At 58.0% G+C, this 16421-nt stretch carries 14 protein-coding genes; 9 read left to right on the top strand and 5 right to left on the bottom strand.

Annotation, left to right across the window (positions count from 1 at the left end; all coding sequences use genetic code 11):
• Positions 1-25: 25 nt before the first annotated feature.
• The 4 genes from VOM14_RS18875 (at position 26) to VOM14_RS18860 (ending at position 6634) form a co-directional block, all read left to right on the top strand.
• A complete protein-coding gene (locus VOM14_RS18875) occupies positions 26-2992 on the top strand; it encodes an FAD-binding and (Fe-S)-binding domain-containing protein (protein ID WP_442955560.1) in 2967 nt (988 codons plus the stop codon).
• Positions 2989-3594 (top strand): hypothetical protein, encoded by a 606-nt coding sequence (locus tag VOM14_RS18870; protein ID WP_327630249.1) that lies wholly within the window; start codon positions 2989-2991, stop codon positions 3592-3594. The genes VOM14_RS18875 and VOM14_RS18870 overlap by 4 nt, the downstream gene beginning before the upstream one ends.
• A gap of 128 nt (positions 3595-3722) precedes the next feature.
• A complete protein-coding gene (locus VOM14_RS18865) occupies positions 3723-5105 on the top strand; it encodes an aspartate aminotransferase family protein (protein WP_327630248.1) in 1383 nt (460 codons plus the stop codon).
• A 56-nt stretch (positions 5106-5161) separates the two neighbouring features.
• Complete coding sequence (locus VOM14_RS18860; RefSeq protein WP_327630247.1) at positions 5162-6634, top strand: NAD-dependent succinate-semialdehyde dehydrogenase; 1473 nt, start codon at positions 5162-5164, stop codon at positions 6632-6634.
• 56 nt (positions 6635-6690) lie between these two features.
• Here the strand turns inward: VOM14_RS18860 and VOM14_RS18855 are convergent, their stop codons facing one another.
• From VOM14_RS18855 to VOM14_RS18835, 5 genes are all read right to left on the bottom strand, one after another.
• A complete protein-coding gene (locus tag VOM14_RS18855; protein WP_327630246.1) occupies positions 6691-7827 on the bottom strand; it encodes a porin in 1137 nt (378 codons plus the stop codon).
• Between the two features lie 302 nt (positions 7828-8129).
• The gene (locus VOM14_RS18850; RefSeq protein WP_327630245.1) at positions 8130-8345 is read right to left on the bottom strand and encodes a hypothetical protein; all 216 of its coding nucleotides are present in this window, start codon (positions 8343-8345) and stop codon (positions 8130-8132) included.
• A gap of 111 nt (positions 8346-8456) precedes the next feature.
• Positions 8457-8948 carry an Lrp/AsnC family transcriptional regulator gene (locus VOM14_RS18845; RefSeq protein WP_327630244.1) on the bottom strand — a complete coding sequence of 164 codons (492 nt, stop codon included), beginning with the start codon at positions 8946-8948 and terminating at the stop codon, positions 8457-8459.
• 27 nt (positions 8949-8975) lie between these two features.
• On the bottom strand, positions 8976-9719 hold the full coding sequence (locus VOM14_RS18840) for a haloacid dehalogenase type II (protein ID WP_327630243.1): 744 nt from the start codon (positions 9717-9719) through the stop codon (positions 8976-8978).
• A 118-nt stretch (positions 9720-9837) separates the two neighbouring features.
• Positions 9838-10563, bottom strand: coding sequence for a haloacid dehalogenase type II (locus VOM14_RS18835; RefSeq protein WP_327630242.1), 726 nt, complete (start codon positions 10561-10563; stop codon positions 9838-9840).
• Positions 10564-10924: 361 nt separating this feature from the next.
• Between VOM14_RS18835 and VOM14_RS18830 the strand changes: the two genes are divergently transcribed.
• From VOM14_RS18830 to VOM14_RS18810, 5 genes are all read left to right on the top strand, one after another.
• On the top strand, positions 10925-11836 hold the full coding sequence (locus tag VOM14_RS18830; protein ID WP_327630241.1) for a DMT family transporter: 912 nt from the start codon (positions 10925-10927) through the stop codon (positions 11834-11836).
• A 302-nt stretch (positions 11837-12138) separates the two neighbouring features.
• Positions 12139-12339, top strand: coding sequence for a CocE/NonD family hydrolase C-terminal non-catalytic domain-containing protein (locus tag VOM14_RS18825; protein ID WP_327630240.1), 201 nt, complete (start codon positions 12139-12141; stop codon positions 12337-12339).
• A gap of 427 nt (positions 12340-12766) precedes the next feature.
• On the top strand, positions 12767-13666 hold the full coding sequence (locus VOM14_RS18820) for a LysR substrate-binding domain-containing protein (RefSeq protein ID WP_327630239.1): 900 nt from the start codon (positions 12767-12769) through the stop codon (positions 13664-13666).
• Between the two features lie 146 nt (positions 13667-13812).
• Positions 13813-15108 (top strand): MFS transporter, encoded by a 1296-nt coding sequence (locus tag VOM14_RS18815; RefSeq protein ID WP_327630238.1) that lies wholly within the window; start codon positions 13813-13815, stop codon positions 15106-15108.
• 10 nt (positions 15109-15118) lie between these two features.
• Positions 15119-16378, top strand: a complete 1260-nt coding sequence (locus VOM14_RS18810) for a metal-dependent hydrolase family protein (protein ID WP_327630237.1) — start codon at positions 15119-15121, stop codon at positions 16376-16378.
• Positions 16379-16421: the final 43 nt, after the last annotated feature.

Raw genomic sequence — 16421 nt, 5'->3', positions numbered from 1 at the left:
CGCATTTTCCGGATTGCGCGACCACATGACTTCGAACTCGTCCTCCCCACGTCCCGACCTCAACAAGCTTCTTTCCCTGCAGCGTCGACTGGCTCAGACAAGCGACGCTGAAATTAGGTTCGATGCAGGGTCTCGAGCAGCGTACGCGTCAGAGGCATCGAACTATCGACAGGTGCCCATCGGTGTCGTCCTGCCGCGCACAGTTGAAGACGTCGTTTCGGTGATGCGCGCTTGTCACGAGGCCGACGTGCCGGTGCTCACGCGTGGTGCGGGCACGTCGATGTGCGGCCAGTCTGTGAACGTCGCGGTCATCATCGATACATCGCGACACCTGACCCGCATTGAGCAACTCGACGCCGAGCACCGGACCGCGTTGGTTCAGCCTGGCGTCATTTGTGACCAGTTGAAGACCGCCGCTGCACTCAAAGGCCTCACGTTCGGCCCGGACCCCGCCACGCATAGCCGCTGCACGATTGGTGGCATGGTGGGCAACAACTCGTGCGGCGCGCACTCAGTGATGGCCGGCAAGACTGCTGAGAACATCGAGTCGATGGAAATCCTGACCTATGACGGAGAGCGGTTCTGGGTCGGACCGACAGACGAGGCGGCATATCAAGAGCACATCGCAGCCGGGGGGCGTCGAGCCGAGATTGTGCAGGCGCTGCGCAAGCTCGTCGACCGTCATGCGGATGAGATTCGCATGGGATTCCCGAAGCTGAAGCGTCGAGTCTCGGGCTACAGCCTTGACCAACTCTTGCCGGAAAACGGGTTCAACATTGCTCGTGCGCTTGTCGGTTCGGAGGGCACGTGTGTGTCGGTGTTGCGAGCAACGGCAACCCTGGTGCGCAATCCGACCGCGCGGGTGGTCACCGTGTTCGGCTTTCCAACCATCTTTGACGCAGCCGATTGCGTTCCGCAACTGCTGCCGCTCGAGCCCATTGCGATGGAAGGCTTGGACACAGGCATCGTCGGTGGCTTACGCGAACGGGGGCTTGCCCTTGCCGACATTGCAGAGTTGCCTGACGGCAATGCGTGGCTGATGGTCGAGTTCGGCACGAATACTTTCGAATCCGCCGTGGAGCGTGCGCAAGCGGCCGCAAACCTTGCAGCGTCGTTGCCCGGCTCACCGAACGCGCGCGTTGTGTCTGACGCAGCAATGATGAAGCGACTGTGGTCGATTCGGGAAACTGGCGCATCCGCTACTTCTATCGGCGATGACCCATCGAAGCCCGACCCAGTTGTTGGCTGGGAAGATGCGGCAGTCGAGCCTCGCCTGCTCGGCGCTTACCTTCGAGAATTCGCTGCATTGGTCGAGCGGTACGGCTACACAACGAATATGTACGGCCACTTCGGGGATGGCTGCATCCATTCGCGCATCAACTTCGACCTGCGCAACAGCCAGGGCGTTCACACGTGGCGCGAGTTCCTACAGGAAGCAGCGAAGCTCGTTGTCAAATATGAGGGCTCGCTATCTGGGGAACATGGAGACGGACAAGCGAAAGGAGAACTACTCTCGTTGATGTACTCGCCCGAACTCATGGACGCCTTCCGCGAGTTCAAGACTATCTGGGACCCGAAGAACCGGATGAACCCCGGCAAACTCATCGACGCCATGCCTGTCGATGAGAACTTGCGACTGGGGCCGACGTATCGCCGAGTCGAAGTTCCGAGCCACTTCTCATTTGGCAATCTCCAGACGCCAGACACTTTCGCGCGCGCGACCGAGCGTTGTATCGGCATGGGCAAATGCCGCTCGCTCGACGGTGGGACGATGTGCCCGAGCTATCGTGCGACCCGCGAGGAAAAGTACTCGACCCGCGGCCGCAGCCGCTTGCTTTTCGAGTTGCTCAAGGGCGAAGTCATTACTGACGGTTGGGACAACAAGGACGTCAAGGACTCGCTCTATAACTGTCTCGCATGCAAGGGATGCCGCAGCGACTGCCCCACGCACGTTGACTTGGCGAAGTACAAGAGCCACTTCTTGTACCAGCATTATCAGAAGGCGAAACGTCCTTTGATGGACACGATGATTGGACACATCGGCACATGGCTGCCAATCGCGACGCGCATCAGCGGTGTCGTGAACACTGCCATGAAGATGCGTCCTTTCCGCGCCGTGGCAGAAAAATTCGGCCTGGCTTCCCACGTCAAGTTCCCCGCTGTAGCTTCCACCGCTTTCAGAAACGGTGACACCAGCAAGCATCTCGTACAAAACGCGGGTGCGGCGAATACCGATGCAAAGACGGTGCTGCTGTGGACCGACACCTTCAACAACGGATTCTCTCCAGAGGTTCTTGAAGCGTCTGTCAGAGTGCTGGAGTCATATGGCGTCACCGTCCGTCTCATGAGCAAGCAAATTTGCTGCGGGCGTCCGTACTACGACGCCGGCATGCTAGACCACGCCAAGCGCAACCTCGTCTACATCATGGGCGAGCTGAAAGAAGTCATCGCGTTGAAGCTTCCGGTGATTGTCCTGGAGCCGAGTTGCCTTTCAGTATTCCGTGATGAACTACGCTCGCTCTTTCCGAGCGACGAGAAGGCCACCGCCCTGGCCACCTCAGTCAAGACACTGGCCGAGTACCTCGAGGCGCAAGGCTTCGATGTTCCGAAGCTCGACGAAAGCGTCTACGTCCACGGTCACTGCCACCAGAAGGCGTGCGGTGGAGTCCAAGCTGAGTCTCGTCTCGTCGACAAGGCCGCGCAGTCTGGAGCGGTCCTGCAGACGGGCTGCTGCGGAATGGCAGGCGCCTTCGGCTATCACACGAAGACGGCAGACGTAGCGCGTTCAGTCGCCGAATCCGAGTTGGTGCCAAAAATTCAGCCGCTCGATGAAGGCGCCGTCCTCGTGACCGACGGCTTCAGTTGTCGCTCGCAGATTCGAAACACCACGGGCCGCTCGGCGATTCACCTCGCGCAGTGGCTTGATGGAAGAACCAAGAAAAGTCCGGCACGGCGCCAGGTCCAATCGCCCAAACAGGAGGAAACCGTATGAATCGTCGTCACTTCGCAAGCCTTGCGGCAGTCAGCGCGTCGGCGCTGCTCCTCTCTCGCACGAGCAACGCCGCCACGAACGTCAACGGCAACGCCCCCTCGGCTACGCTCGCTCAAGCCCAAACTGCTATTCGGCAAGCCACCTCGCGCGACGAGGCGATTCAAGCCTGGCTCGAGGTTGTTAAGCCGCGACTTCCGTTTCTCCAGGCGACGGCTTTGGTATCGCGTCCGCGCCCCGAGGCACCGAAAGAACTTGGCGCCGTCCGCCGGATTTACTCCACTGTTCCGAGCGCTTATCCCGTAGGTGGCTGGAAACAGCTTTCGGGTTCCGACTGGGCCCGGAAAGTCCTTGAACGCGGAGAGGTACTTGTTGCAAACAACGACGCGGAGCTCGAGCACTACTTTCCCGACCACAAGCTGCTGCAATCGCTCGGGACTGCAACGCTCGTCAACATTCCTGTGGTCGTCTGCAAGCGCACCGTCGGCGCGTTCGCCTTCATGTGCGCTGAGGTTGTCCCTGAAAACGCCATCACCGAAGAAATTCGACTGTTGACGGCACTAACCGCTCCTCTGTTTTCAGACGACCTGGTGCCGGCCGCCTGACAGCAGAAAATGCCGCGAGGAGCCTCGGCTCGATTGGGGAAGTCGACGGTTGACTCCTCCGGGCGAAACCAAATGCTGCAGGCTCCGGATACTCTAACGATAGGCTAACCCCTATCAAGGATTGTGAAATGTCACTCGCAACGCTTATTGATTCAGACCGCAAGCATCTCATCCATCCCGTCGCCAATTACCGCGCACATGAGCAGCGCGGCGTGACGGTCCTCGAACGCGGTAAAGGCGCCTGGTTGTATGACGCCCAAGGCAACGAACTGCTTGATGCGTTCGCGGGTCTCTGGTGCGTCAATACAGGGTACGGCCACGAGAGTATCGTGAAGGTCGCGGCGGAGCAGATGGCAAAGCTTCCCTATGCGACGGGATACTTCCACTTCGGCTCGCAACCGGCCATCGAGTTGGCCCAACGTCTTGTCGACATCACGCCCAAGAGCCTCCAACACGTCTACTTCTCGCTTGGCGGCTCCGATGCGGTCGACTCAGCCCTGCGCTTCATCACGCACTACTACAACGCCATCGGTCGGCCGGGTAAGAAGCATTTCATTGCTCTGGAACGTGGCTATCACGGCTCGTCGTCCATCGGCTCTGGCTTGACAGCAATCGCCAGCTTCCATCGCAACTTCGACGTTCCGCTGCCGACCCAGCATCACATCCCGTCCCCTTATCTTTATCGCAGCGAGACGCCAGACGATGCCCAGGCGCTCATTGCAAAATCAGTCAAGTCGCTGGAGGACAGGGTTGCTGAGCTTGGCGCAGAAAACGTCGCTGCTTTCTTCTGCGAGCCAGTTCAAGGCTCGGGCGGCGTCATCGTGCCTCCGAAGGGGTGGCTCAAGGCGATGCGCGATGCGTGCAAGCGGCTCGACATTTTGTTCGTCGCCGACGAGGTCATCACAGCCTTTGGCCGAACGGGTCCGATGTTCGCTTGCGAAACCGAAGGTGTTGAGCCCGACTTGATGACTATCGCGAAAGGCCTGACCGCTGGCTACGCCCCCATGGGCGCAGTGCTCATGTCTGATGCGGTCTATCAAGGCATCGCTGATGGTAGCAAGCCGGGAGAAGCAATCGGCCACGGTCAAACATATTCGGCGCATCCGGTGAGCGCCGCTATCGGACTTGAAGTTCTCCGGCTGTACACGGAAGGCGGCCTACTAGCGAATGGGCAAGCCCAGGCACCGAAATTCGCGAGCGGTCTCGACAGTCTTCTTGACCACCCGCTGGTCGGGGACTCGAGGCACGCCGGTCTGCTCGGTGCAGTTGAACTGGTCGCTGATAAGACGACACGGGCCCAATTCGACCCGGCACTTCATCTCGCTGACCGCATTTTTGACGCTGCTGCTCGCAACAAGATTATCTTCCGCGCCTTTGGCGACAACATACTCGGTTTCGCTCCGGCGCTCTGCTACACGGAAGGTGAAGTCCACATGTTGGTTCAACGCGTCCGTAAGACGCTCGACGACGTTCTCGAAAGCGCCGATGTTCGTCGCGCAATCAAAGGTTAAGGCCTGCGGCTCATTCGCCGGAGTAACACGAGAAGTATTTATCCAAGGTATCGAGTATGGAACTGAAACTTAAACGCGAAGAACTGCTGCGCCGCCAGAACTTGATTGGTGGCGAATGGACGGACGCGGTGGACAACGGCCGATATCCGGTGACGAATCCGGCGACGGGTGGGCTCATTGCCGAAGTCGCGAACAGCGGCAAGGCTGACGCTCGTGCTGCGACTGACGCAGCGGCGAAGGCGGCAAAAGATTGGCGTGAGCGTCTGCCACGAGAGCGTGCAGAAATTCTGAAGCGTTGGCACGCTTTGATTGTTGCGAACACTGACGACCTTGCTACGCTCATGTCGATGGAGCAAGGCAAACCGTTGGCAGAAGCTCGCGGCGAAGTCGCGTATGGCGCGTCGTACGTGGCCTGGTTCGCTGACGAAGCCACGCGCATCTACGGTGACCTCATTCCCCAGCAGCAACGCGGCAAGCAGATGCGCGCCATCAAAGAGCCGGTCGGAATCGTTGCCGCCATCACCCCGTGGAACTTTCCGCTGGCAATGATTGCCCGCAAAATTGCTCCCGCGTTGGCTGCAGGGTGCACGGTGGTCGCAAAGCCGGCCGAAGATACGCCCCTTACGGCACTGGCGCTTGCAGCACTCGCTCAAGAGGCAGGCGTTCCTGCCGGCGTCCTCAACATGCTCAGCGCGTCGCGTGACCAGGGCATCGAAGCCGTTGGTGATTGGCTTGCTGATGAGCGCGTGCGCAAAATCACGTTCACTGGTTCGACGGCGGTCGGAAAGTATCTCGCGCGCGAATCGGCTGGCACGCTTAAAAAGCTCTCGCTCGAGCTTGGAGGCAATGCGCCTTTCATCGTGTTCGACGACGCGGACCTCGATGCAGCCGTGGTCGGCCTGATGGCAGCAAAATTCCGCAATGGGGGCCAGACGTGCGTTTGCCCTAATCGCGTCTACGTCCAGTCGGGCGTGTTCGACAGGTTCGCCGAGCTGCTCGCCGCGCGAGTTGGTGCGCTGAAGGTCGCCCCTGCGACGGACTCGCAGGCTCAGATTGGTCCCATGATTAACGCGAAGGCAATCGACAAGATTGACCGTCACGTCAACGACGCGGTTTCGAAGGGTGCGACCGTGCTGACGGGCGGCAAGCGATTGACAGAAATGGGGCCGAACTACTACGCGCCGACGGTCATTGCGCATGCGACCAACGAAATGCTTGTCACCTGCGAAGAGACCTTCGGGCCGGTGGCACCACTCTATCGTTTTGAGACTGAGGAAGAGGCGATTCGTCTGGCTAACGACACGCCGTTCGGACTCGCCGCGTACTTTTACACGCAAGACATGCGGCGTGCAGACAGAGTGTCGCGTCAACTCGAAGCAGGCGTCGTTGGCCTGAACGAGGGCGCAGTCGCGAGCGAAGCAGCGCCTTTCGGAGGCGTGAAGGAATCGGGCTACGGTCGTGAAGGGTCGAAGTACGGTCTTGAAGATTACATGTCTATCAAGTACATCTGTCAGGGCGGTCTCGACTAATATCGCGTCGAGTCCAGGCCATCGTCTCACAAGGACGATGGCCTTTTCTGTTCCGCTCAGAAAGCCTGACGCATCCCGACACGCACGACCACCTGATTGCTCGTGCTCGACGGCGTCACGAAGGCCATAGCAGCTACCGCCTGTTTGCCAGTGGAGTCCGTTCCGATTGCGTGTTCCCACGCAGCGATTGCATACAGCATGGTTCTCTTCGACAGGTCGTACTCAGCCCCGACGTTCACCTGACTGTACTTGGCGTTCTCTGCTTTCGTATAGTTATAAGCTGCGCCGACAAGCATATCAGGCCTGATGCGGTACGTCGCGTTCGCTTCGATGCTGTTAAACGTCGCAGTGCCTGAGAACGGTGTGGAACTCGTCGGAACCACATCTTCGAATCGCGTGTTGGTGTAAAGCACGCCAATCGTCGCGTTACCCACGGCGTAATTCACGCCGCCACCAGCAATCTGCAAGGTGTGCGCCGAGACATAGCCGCTGAAAGTCGGGTTCGTGATGGGGTTCGCGAAAGTGGCGCCCGCCTGAGGGTTTGCCGTCGCGTCGTAGAGCGATGTCGCCGGATTGTTCAACCTCAGCAGTGCGGCTGAAGCGGTCACAGGGCCGCCTGCGTACGTCAGGCTCAAACCTTCACCACGCCCCTGCGAGAAGTTGCCCGCGACGCCACCGAGACTAAAAAGCGCACCAAGCCTGAAACCAGCAAAATCCGGAGTGTAGTACTTGATGGTGTTGCTGACCGAGTAATCGCCCCAGACATTGTCGACGTCCCCCGCGCGCGTGGTGAGCACGCCGCCAAACTTGAGCGATGAGGCCAACGGCATCAAAGCGTCTGCGATGAGGTCATATTGCCGCCCCAGTCGCAAGCTACCGAACGGTCCATTGAGCGCGACATAGGCTTGCCGTCCAAACAGTCGACCGCCATTGCCGAACTTTCCAGTGTTGACGTCAAATCCGTTTTCAAGCACGGCAACCGCATTTAGCTGGCCGCCGAAGTCTTCGACCGTGCGGAAGCCCCATTTGCTGCTACCGCGCCCGCCATTGACCATCTGGTAGTTGTGGGAGCCTGATTGGTTATTCGTGAATGAGAAGCTATCGTCGACGACTCCGTAGAGTGTCACTGAACTTTGGGCAAAGCACGTCGTTGAGCCGACAAGCATCGCAGTGCACAGCACCGTCTTCTTCAATTGTCCCCTCCGGAAGGTATGAAAACATCCGCCCGGCAGCGAGACCGATTGAGCAACGGTCGATATGACTTCCTGACTGCCGAGCTACCGGAGGTCAGTATTCCTGCAACTATTTTTGGCACCAATCGACGAAAGATAGGAAACTGATGCGTCGGCTTCGAACGTTTCGTACGTTGGATGTCAGGTGCCGGTCCAGTTCCGGAATAGATACGGTTCCGTCGAGATACGACTCTGTTGGCTGGAGTGGGTTGCTGTAGATGTGTTGAAGAATTGGAGCGGAAATAAGCGAGCTAGCGGACTCATCAATGCAGCAATGCTGCGAGCTCCGCGGCACACCACTTCTGGAATGCGTTCGCTCGACCGTAGTTCATGTGATAGCCGACGGCAACCACTGCTCGGTGACTCAACAAACATCCGCGCCGCTCATTTCGCTTGAGGTCTTTTTCTTCGTCGATTTCGCCGGTTGCGCCGACCTGCCAAAGAACCTTAGCCGCCTGCTCAGGCCTGATGCCGAACATGCGCGACCTGATGGAAGTCGAACCATGCAGTGTGCTCGTTCAGCTTTCCATGAATTGACCTGCCGCTGGAGGCACAGACGTACTGGAGGGTGGTCATGCTCATATGCTCCGTTAGTCGTCGTCATCCGAAAGCAGTTTGTCGAGCGGTACCGTTTGCTTAACGAAAGTTGACCGTATAACGATGTAGGTAAAGTACTTCTCGATTCCGATGTTGCGGTCAACCAGCTTTTCGATGACCTCTTGATAATGGCCGATATTCTTGACGATGGATTTCAGAAGATAGTCGTACCCGCCACTCACTAAGTGGCATTCCGTTATCTCTTCGAAGTCACGCAGATTTGCCTCGAAGCGCGTGAAATCTTCCCGGCGGTGGTCGTGAAGCATGATTTCGGTGAATACCGTCACCGTGCTCGTCAGCTTCGCCAGATTCAGATGAGCGCTGTAGCCCGCAATGATTCCCGCGGCTTCCAGCCGCTTAACCCGTTGCAGGCAAGGACTTGCGGACAATCCGACTGCGCTCGCGAGATTCGCGTTTGTCATGTTGCCGTTCTTCTGCAGTTCGGCAAGAATTTTGACATCGGTCCGGTCAAGCTTCTGTCGCATATCGTGCGTATTCGAATCGGCAGGGTGTCAATCGAAGGCGGCTATGCCATGCTCAAGCAGGTCCTCGTGGTGCGCTTTCACCAACTGCGCCATGCTCGTGAATTTGTAGTCGACAGATGGCTCGACTAAATACTTCACGTTTGCGCCCGCTCCGCGTTGCTCATAACGTCGTTGAATCCAGCACGACCGAAGCTGCAACTCGCCGGCAGGCTGATGGTCGTGGTAGACGCTATCCGCGACGTGCAGTGTATCGTTCTTTCCAATACCCATCGAAGCAAGGGTGGAGAAAAGATAGTCGAAATTGTTCCGCGACGGCTTGTACGACCCAACGTCTTCTGCTGTCACGATTGCATCAAAATCGACAGCGAGCTTCTCATTCGTTGCCCTGAAGCTGCGATTATCGACGTTGGACACCACGACCAGCCTGAAATACTTCTTCAGATATTGCAGCGTACTCGCGGAATCTGGGAATGCGGGCCAATCTCCCACGGACGCACCGTAGGCGACGGCTTCGTCCCATCGATACGGCACGTTCCACTCCTCGGCCAACCGCTTGAAGACAACCTGAAGCAAGTGGTCGTACGGCATGGCCGGTGTGATTCGCTGCTGGTGCGACTCATGGCGGGCGTGAGCTTCGAGAATGTCGTCGCGCGTGAGCGGTTCGGCAACCCGAGAAGCCAACTCCGACAGACCTGACGCGATACCTGACTCCCAGTCAATCAGAGTCCCGTAGCAGTCAAATGTGAGTGCCTTGAAATCCGTCAAAGCCACAACGCCCCCTTTGTTTCAATCGCCTGCAATCAAATCTTAACTGGCCTCAATGGTCTCGTCTGCCCCGACCGCGCAAAAGCGGCTCGCGGTGCCACGAGGCTGACGAGATTCCATTGTCTTACTTATTCGCCAGCTCTTCCTGGTGCGCCTTCGCGAGGTCCGCCATGCTATTAAAGCGGAAGTCGATGTTCGGCTGCGAGCCCGGGTCCATCGTTGCGCCAAACCCCGGTTGAGCATGGCGGCGATAAATCCAGCACGATGCCAAGCCGTGTTCGTTCGCAGGCTTGTGGTCATGGAAAAGGCTTTCTGCCGTGTGCAGAATCTTTTCCTTCTTGATGCCACGGTCACCGAGCTTCTCGAGCATGTATTCGAAGTTGCGCGGCGACGGCTTGTACGAACCCACGTCTTCCGCGGTGATGATGGCGTCGAACTCGACTTTCAGCTTGGCGTTGCTGTAGGTAAAGCTCTCGTTGTCGATGTTCGACAGGATGACGAGCTTGAAATGCTTCTTCAGATATTGCAGCGCCTCGGCGCTGTCTTCGAACGCCGGCCAGTTCTGGACCGAACGACCATAAGCGACGCATTCTTCGTGCGTGAACGGCAGACCCCATTCCTCGGCCAGACGCTTGTAGACGATGGGCAGCAGTTCTTGATAGCGCTTCGCCGGCGTGTACTTCTGTTGCGATGACTCGTGACGGGCATGCGCCTCCAGCACCTGGTCTCGGGTGAGCGGCGTCTTGGCCCGCTCCAGCAGGGTCTTCAGACCCTGGAAGATTCCACTCTCCCAGTCAATCAAGGTGCCGTAGCAGTCGAACGTAAGGGTGTTGAAGTCGCTCAGTTTCATGGGTTACTCCTCTCATGTGTTCAGATGGAGAGCACAGTTTATTGAGCGCCGGCGGCAAGCAGCACTTTAATCGAGCGGCCGGGCAGCAGCTTTCACCGTGCTGAACCGCCGCGGCAGCAACTTCTGCTGCCGCCGTCTTTCCGCCTCCGGCTCTAAGCGTTTTCCCGAACGACGAAGTCCCGCAGAACAGCAAAGGACGCCCCGGCGGTTGCTTCCGACTCTTGTCGTTATCGGCGAGGACCTTGCCGGGATTCCACCTCCTCGGCGTGCAGCTACAAAAATGTGCCGAGGTTTTCATACTCCAAGTGGGAAGACAACTGTCGTTGGATAACGCAGATTCAGTCATTTTGCAGGGGCCAAGATGACCACCGCCGGCGTGCTCGTGACCGTTTTGATGTGGAGCACGCTTGCAACGAGCGTGGACCTCCTGCATGGAACACCCACATTGTTCGTCAACGGCATCGCTCTAACAATCGGCGGAGTCATTGGTCTGCCCTGGTTTCGCCACTGGAAAATGCCGCTGACGCTCCTGCTTGCGGGGGCCGGTTTGATGTTCGCTTATCACGTAATCTACTTTTACGCGCTACAACTTGGCGAACCCATTGGTGTGAGCCTCGTGCACTACCTGTGGCCAATCATCATCGTGTGCATGACGGGCTGGGTGGCACCACCAGAACACAAGCCCCGGTTCCTGTATGTCAGTGCGCTGCTCGGCTTCGGAGGAGCTGTCGCCGCTTGCTGGTCGATGCAAGAGCCCCTACCGATGCACAACACAGCGGCCTCGATGGGGTCGCATGTGTTCAAAGAAATCGGGGCTTACCTTCTCGCGTTACTTTCGGCTCTTGCCTGGGCTGCGTATTCCGTTCTTGGTAAGCGATTCAAATCGATTTCCAGTCTATCGGTGGGCGCCTTCTCGCTACCCGCCGGTTTAGCGTGCCTTGCGATGCACTTCGCCACGAGCGACTGGCCAAGACTGCCGTCACAGGACTGGGTTGTACTTGTCTACATGGGGCTTGGCCCCATGGGTACCGCGTTTTATCTGTGGGATTCCGCGATGAAGAAGGGCAACACGGGTCTTACGACGGCATTGAGCTACGCCACGCCTGTTCTTTCGACAATCTTCCTCGGTCTACATGTCGCGCAGCCATTGCCACCCACCTTGTGGCTCGGAGTTGCGATGGTCACCGCCTCTGTTGTTTTGGCACGTTCTCGGCGCCGTCCGGACCCAACAGCGACAGATGGACGAGCGCACCCGAGCATCAGCGAAGGGTAGGTGCCGTGTGCATTTAACTCGTGGTCGCTACAGTAGTAAAAAGGCTCTGTCCTCGATACAGGCTTCCTTCTAAAACCAAAGCAAAAGAGCTTCTTATCCAACCGCGTCCCATCTGCGAAGACATAGTTGGGTCCGAAAGTCTTCCGGACGCAACATGGTCATAGAAAGGTGAATGCGTTGCGAGGCAGAGGTAGCGAACCTGCACGCTCTTGAATCGTCATTCTCACAGCTTCGGCGAACACTCCGACCGCGGTCGACCGCGTTTTTCCGATGGGTATCAGACCGCCCCACTGACGAAACCCATGAACATTGCCGGACACGCGGTTGCGACCTTGCGGATGGCAGTAGACCAGGGCGATGCATCGATTTTCGTCTACCCTTCCGAAGTCGACATAGAGGGCCGAGCTTTCTACATGACCGAAGGATTGCTCAGGGCAATTTATCGAAAGACGTTACCCGCGCCATCAAACTACGTGACTGCATGGCCATTCCGGTCCCTATAGCAGGGAGGACGCCGCCCGGCGCGAAGCAGGAAGCGTTACGGAATTCATCATTCCGCTTTTACCCATCGCCTCGACTTTGAAAGAAGGAAGCAAGCTGCGCGTATCGATTTCGGGCGCGGACGCAGGCCACTTCGTCCCAATGACGTATGCCCGCCCACCGGTCTTCTCGCTTCATACAGGTCCCGCAGGCAGTTTCATCGACTTGCCTGTTCAAGCCGCCTCGAGCGTTTCCGTGCGGACAGGGCTGGCCGTCGTCGATGTCTGACCGACCGGTAAGGCCGCGGTGCGGTTGCTTATGCCCGTTCGTGCGTCAGAGTGACCATGCGATTCATGCGGGGCTGGAGCCGAACACCGAGCAGGTATCCCTGAAATGCGCGATGTTCGGCTATTCTTCGGCGGTCATCCTCGTCACGCGCCTCCCTCCGCAATGGCTCTGTCCCCCTTACCACCGCTTCCTTGTTTGCATGCCTTCGAAGCCAGTGCCCGCTATCTGAGCTTCACTAAGGCGGGCCAAGAACTTCACCTATCGACCAGCGCGATTAGTCGGCAGATTTCTCAACTCGAAACGTTCCTAGGGCGGCGGCTCTTTATACGTGAACATAATGCGCTGAGACTGACGCCCGCCGGCGAAACATATGCGGTGGACGTTCGCCGTATCTTGGAACTGTGCACAAGCGCTACCTCGAGCCTGATGGCGCGCGTTGTGAAATCTCGCCTGACGGTTTCGTGCACCGCCGGCATCTCGACTCTATGGCTGGCGCCGAGAATAGGCTCTTTCATCGATGCTAACCCGGACGTCGACCTTCGCATCATTGTCAAAGACCATTTCGGCGTCGTGTCACCTGCTGAGTACGACATCGGCATCTTCCTCCTTCGCAAACCGGAGATGCCGGATACCCACACGATAAAGCTGTTCGACGAGCAGGTCTTCCCGGTGTGCTCGCCAAATTACCTCAGCGGTAGAAAGGCGACACCAGCCGAGCTGCTTTCTTGTACGTTGCTCGTGCTTGAAGACGCGGAGAGGAGCTGGATGTCGTGGCACAGTTGGTTCGAGCGTTCAGGACTAGACCGCCCTTCGTTGAACCAGACCATAATCGTAAATAGTTATCCGGTCATCGTGCAACTTGCCGCGCAAGGAAAAGGCGTTGCGCTTGGATGGAACGGTGTCATTGACCTCCTGCTCGAGCATGGAACGCTCGTAAGAGCTTCGGACGCGCAGGCCACACTTGGGAGTGCTTATTTCCTTACGTGGCCATCGGAACGCGCACAAAGCTCGGCCGCTCGCCGTTTTCAAGAGTGGGTTTTAGCCCAGACGAGCGCCACCTGACGAGACTGTTCCTCCCGGAACGCGGTTGCGTTTTTCGCAACCGCGTTTGCGAAATTAGCGTTATGTCATCGGCACGCCAAAAATTACATTGATTGCGTGACGAATCGCGAACGCTCACCTCGCTAAACGAAATCGGGGAGGTCCAGATGTCAACAGATGTATCGAACGAGTTATACGTAGGAGAGTCGCCCGCTCGCTCGGTGACTCGCAAGAAGGCGATTCTTGCGACAGTCATCGGCAGCGGTCTAGAGTGGTTTGATTTCTCTGGCTACGCCTTTTTTGCAGCAATCATCGGCAAGCTGTTCTTTCCCGCCGGCAACGAGACGACGTCCTTGCTGTTGGCGCTGGCGACGTTTGGAGTTGGCTTCGTCATGCGGCCGCTGGGCGGTATCGCTTTTGGCATCTATGCCGACAAGGTCGGTCGAAAGCGTGCGCTTTCACTCGCCATGCTCGTCATGGCGCTGGGTTCGGCCATCATCGCCTTCGCTCCCACATACCAGTCCATCGGTATCGCGGCCCCGTGCCTTATCGTTATCGCGCGAATGCTGCAGGGCTTGTCAGCAGGCGGTGAGATGGGTGGTGCAACGGCGTTCCTTACTGAACATGCGCCAGCGAGACGCCGCGCCTTCTATTCCAGTTGGATTCAAACAAGCGTCGGCTTCGCCGTCGTCATCGGCAGCATCACTGGCGCGGTCATCACGTCGAGCATGTCGCCCGAATCTCTTACCTCATGGGGATGGCGCATCCCCTTCGTTATTGGGATGCTTGTTGCTCCCGTCGGCTACTACATCCGCCTGAAAATCGAAGAGACGCCCGAATTCACGTCAGAGAAAAAGCACACAGATACTCCGCTCCGCGATGTGATTCGGGAATATCCCCGCGGGGTCATATCGAGCTTGCTGATGGTCGTCCTGTGGACGGTCTGCACGTATGTCATCTTGTTCTACATTCCGACATACGCAGTAAAGTATCTGCACATGGCGCAGCGTGACGGCTTCATCTCAGGCATCGTCAGCGGGGCTGTCCTGATGGCAATGGCCCCGGTATTTGGCGCAATCGGGGACCGCATCGGCAAACGACAAGTCATCACTGTCGCAGCTCTCGCCATCCTAGTGGCCGCCTATCCGCTGTTTTCTCACCTCAATAAGTCGCCCACGCTCGGGACCCTGTTGACGTTCCAGGTCATTTTCGGCCTTTTGATTGCGGCCTACACGGGGCCCATCCTGGCGCTGTTCACGGAATTGTTTCCGAGTCGTGTACGAACAACGGGACTCTCGTTGGCCTACAACGGTGCCGTGACCATCTTCGGTGGCTTCGCCTCTTTCATCATTACGTGGTTGGCGCAAGTCACCGGTGATGCAGAGTCCGCGTCGTACTACATTATTTTCGCCGCAATCGTGAGCCTGCTTGGCACGCGGTTGATGAAGCCCATCCAGAAGTGAGGAAACACACATGAGCAAGCTTGTCCTTGGAGGCGTCGCGGTCTTTGACCCCGTCACTAAGAAGCGCCAGACAAACGTCAACGTCTGTATTGCGGACGGGAAGATTGAAGCAATAGGCGATGTTCCGCCGTCCTTCAACGACGCACGACGAATGGAACTGCCTGGTCGTACCGTGCTTCCTGGTTTCATCGACCTTCACGTTCATGTTGCGGCCGCCCATACCAATCTGGGGACGAGCGCCTCGATGCCCAACTTCCTCGTGGCGCTCAAGACCCTACCTGTGCTTCGCGGCATGCTTAACCGAGGCTTCACTACCGTCCGAGATGCCGGTGGCGCAGACTACGGCATCTGTGAAGCGGTGAATAGCGGTGCGCTTTGGGCCCCGCGTATCCTGTCGTCGGGTAAAGCGCTGTCTCAGACCGGTGGCCATGCGGACTTTCGTCAGCGGAACGACAAGCTGGATGACGCCTGTGGCTGCTTAGGCCGCCAGGGCTCCATCGGACGGGTTGTCGACGGAGTAGACGCCATGCGACTCGCAGTCCGTGAAGAGCTGCTGAAAGGAGCAACACAAATCAAGGTGATGGCTTCGGGCGGTGTCGCTTCGCCGAACGACCCCATCACGAACACTCAATATTCGGAAGACGAACTCCGCGCGGCCGTGCAGGAAGCCGAAGCCGCAGGCACATACGTGATGGCTCACGCGTACACCGCGCGAGCCGTTCGACGCGCGGTGGAGTGTGGCGTCAAATGTATCGAGCACGGCAACCTAATAGATGAGGAAACCGCCCGCTTGCTGGTTGAGCGCGACGTTGCCTGTGTTCCCACTCTCTCCACTTTAGACCGCCTCTCCGAAAGGGGCGCAGAACTCGGCTTCCCTGTGGAGTCACTCGAAAAGATTGACGGCGCTCGTTCCGTCGGCAGGAAGGCGCTAGCGCTGATGTCGCGCGTCGGGGTAAGAGTCGGGTTCGGCTCTGACATGCTCGGTGAACTTCATCCGTTCCAGTCGGACGAATTTGCGGTTCGCGCTGAAGTGGTTGGTAACATCGAAGCCATCCGCTCGGCGACGTGCGTTGCGGCCGAAATCACGCGTGAAACAGGTGTGCGCGGTACCGTGGCGGTGGGTGCCGCGGCGGACCTTGTTGTAGTTGATGGCGACCCGGTGGAGGACATTTCACTCTTGTTGGGTCAAGGCGAACACATCCCTGTTGTCATCAAGGGTGGCGTCGTCATGAAGGAAGCAGGTCGGCTGCTGGAACCCGTTGCCGATTGATGCAGCGTTCCTGAGCTTGGTCGCGTACGGGCGGCTCGATGCC

The sequence above is a fragment of the Paraburkholderia sp. MPAMCS5 genome, from assembly GCF_036016995.1.
In the GTDB taxonomy this organism is placed as follows: domain Bacteria; phylum Pseudomonadota; class Gammaproteobacteria; order Burkholderiales; family Burkholderiaceae; genus Paraburkholderia.
This window is presented reverse-complemented; position numbering and strand designations above follow the sequence as displayed.

Excerpts from the sequence above, each read along its gene's own strand:
- VOM14_RS18875 (WP_442955560.1), top strand. The coding sequence starts at position 26 with ATGACTTCGAACTCGTCCTCCCCACGTCCCGACCTCAACAAGCTTCTT.
- VOM14_RS18870 (WP_327630249.1), top strand. The coding sequence starts at position 2,989 with ATGAATCGTCGTCACTTCGCAAGCCTTGCGGCAGTCAGCGCGTCGGCG.
- VOM14_RS18865 (WP_327630248.1), top strand. The coding sequence starts at position 3,723 with ATGTCACTCGCAACGCTTATTGATTCAGACCGCAAGCATCTCATCCAT.
- VOM14_RS18860 (WP_327630247.1), top strand. The coding sequence starts at position 5,162 with ATGGAACTGAAACTTAAACGCGAAGAACTGCTGCGCCGCCAGAACTTG.
- VOM14_RS18850 (WP_327630245.1), bottom strand. The coding sequence starts at position 8,345 with ATGTTCGGCATCAGGCCTGAGCAGGCGGCTAAGGTTCTTTGGCAGGTC.
- VOM14_RS18845 (WP_327630244.1), bottom strand. The coding sequence starts at position 8,948 with ATGCGACAGAAGCTTGACCGGACCGATGTCAAAATTCTTGCCGAACTG.
- VOM14_RS18835 (WP_327630242.1), bottom strand. The coding sequence starts at position 10,563 with ATGAAACTGAGCGACTTCAACACCCTTACGTTCGACTGCTACGGCACC.
- VOM14_RS18830 (WP_327630241.1), top strand. The coding sequence starts at position 10,925 with ATGACCACCGCCGGCGTGCTCGTGACCGTTTTGATGTGGAGCACGCTT.
- VOM14_RS18825 (WP_327630240.1), top strand. The coding sequence starts at position 12,139 with ATGAACATTGCCGGACACGCGGTTGCGACCTTGCGGATGGCAGTAGAC.
- VOM14_RS18820 (WP_327630239.1), top strand. The coding sequence starts at position 12,767 with ATGGCTCTGTCCCCCTTACCACCGCTTCCTTGTTTGCATGCCTTCGAA.
- VOM14_RS18815 (WP_327630238.1), top strand. The coding sequence starts at position 13,813 with ATGTCAACAGATGTATCGAACGAGTTATACGTAGGAGAGTCGCCCGCT.
- VOM14_RS18810 (WP_327630237.1), top strand. The coding sequence starts at position 15,119 with ATGAGCAAGCTTGTCCTTGGAGGCGTCGCGGTCTTTGACCCCGTCACT.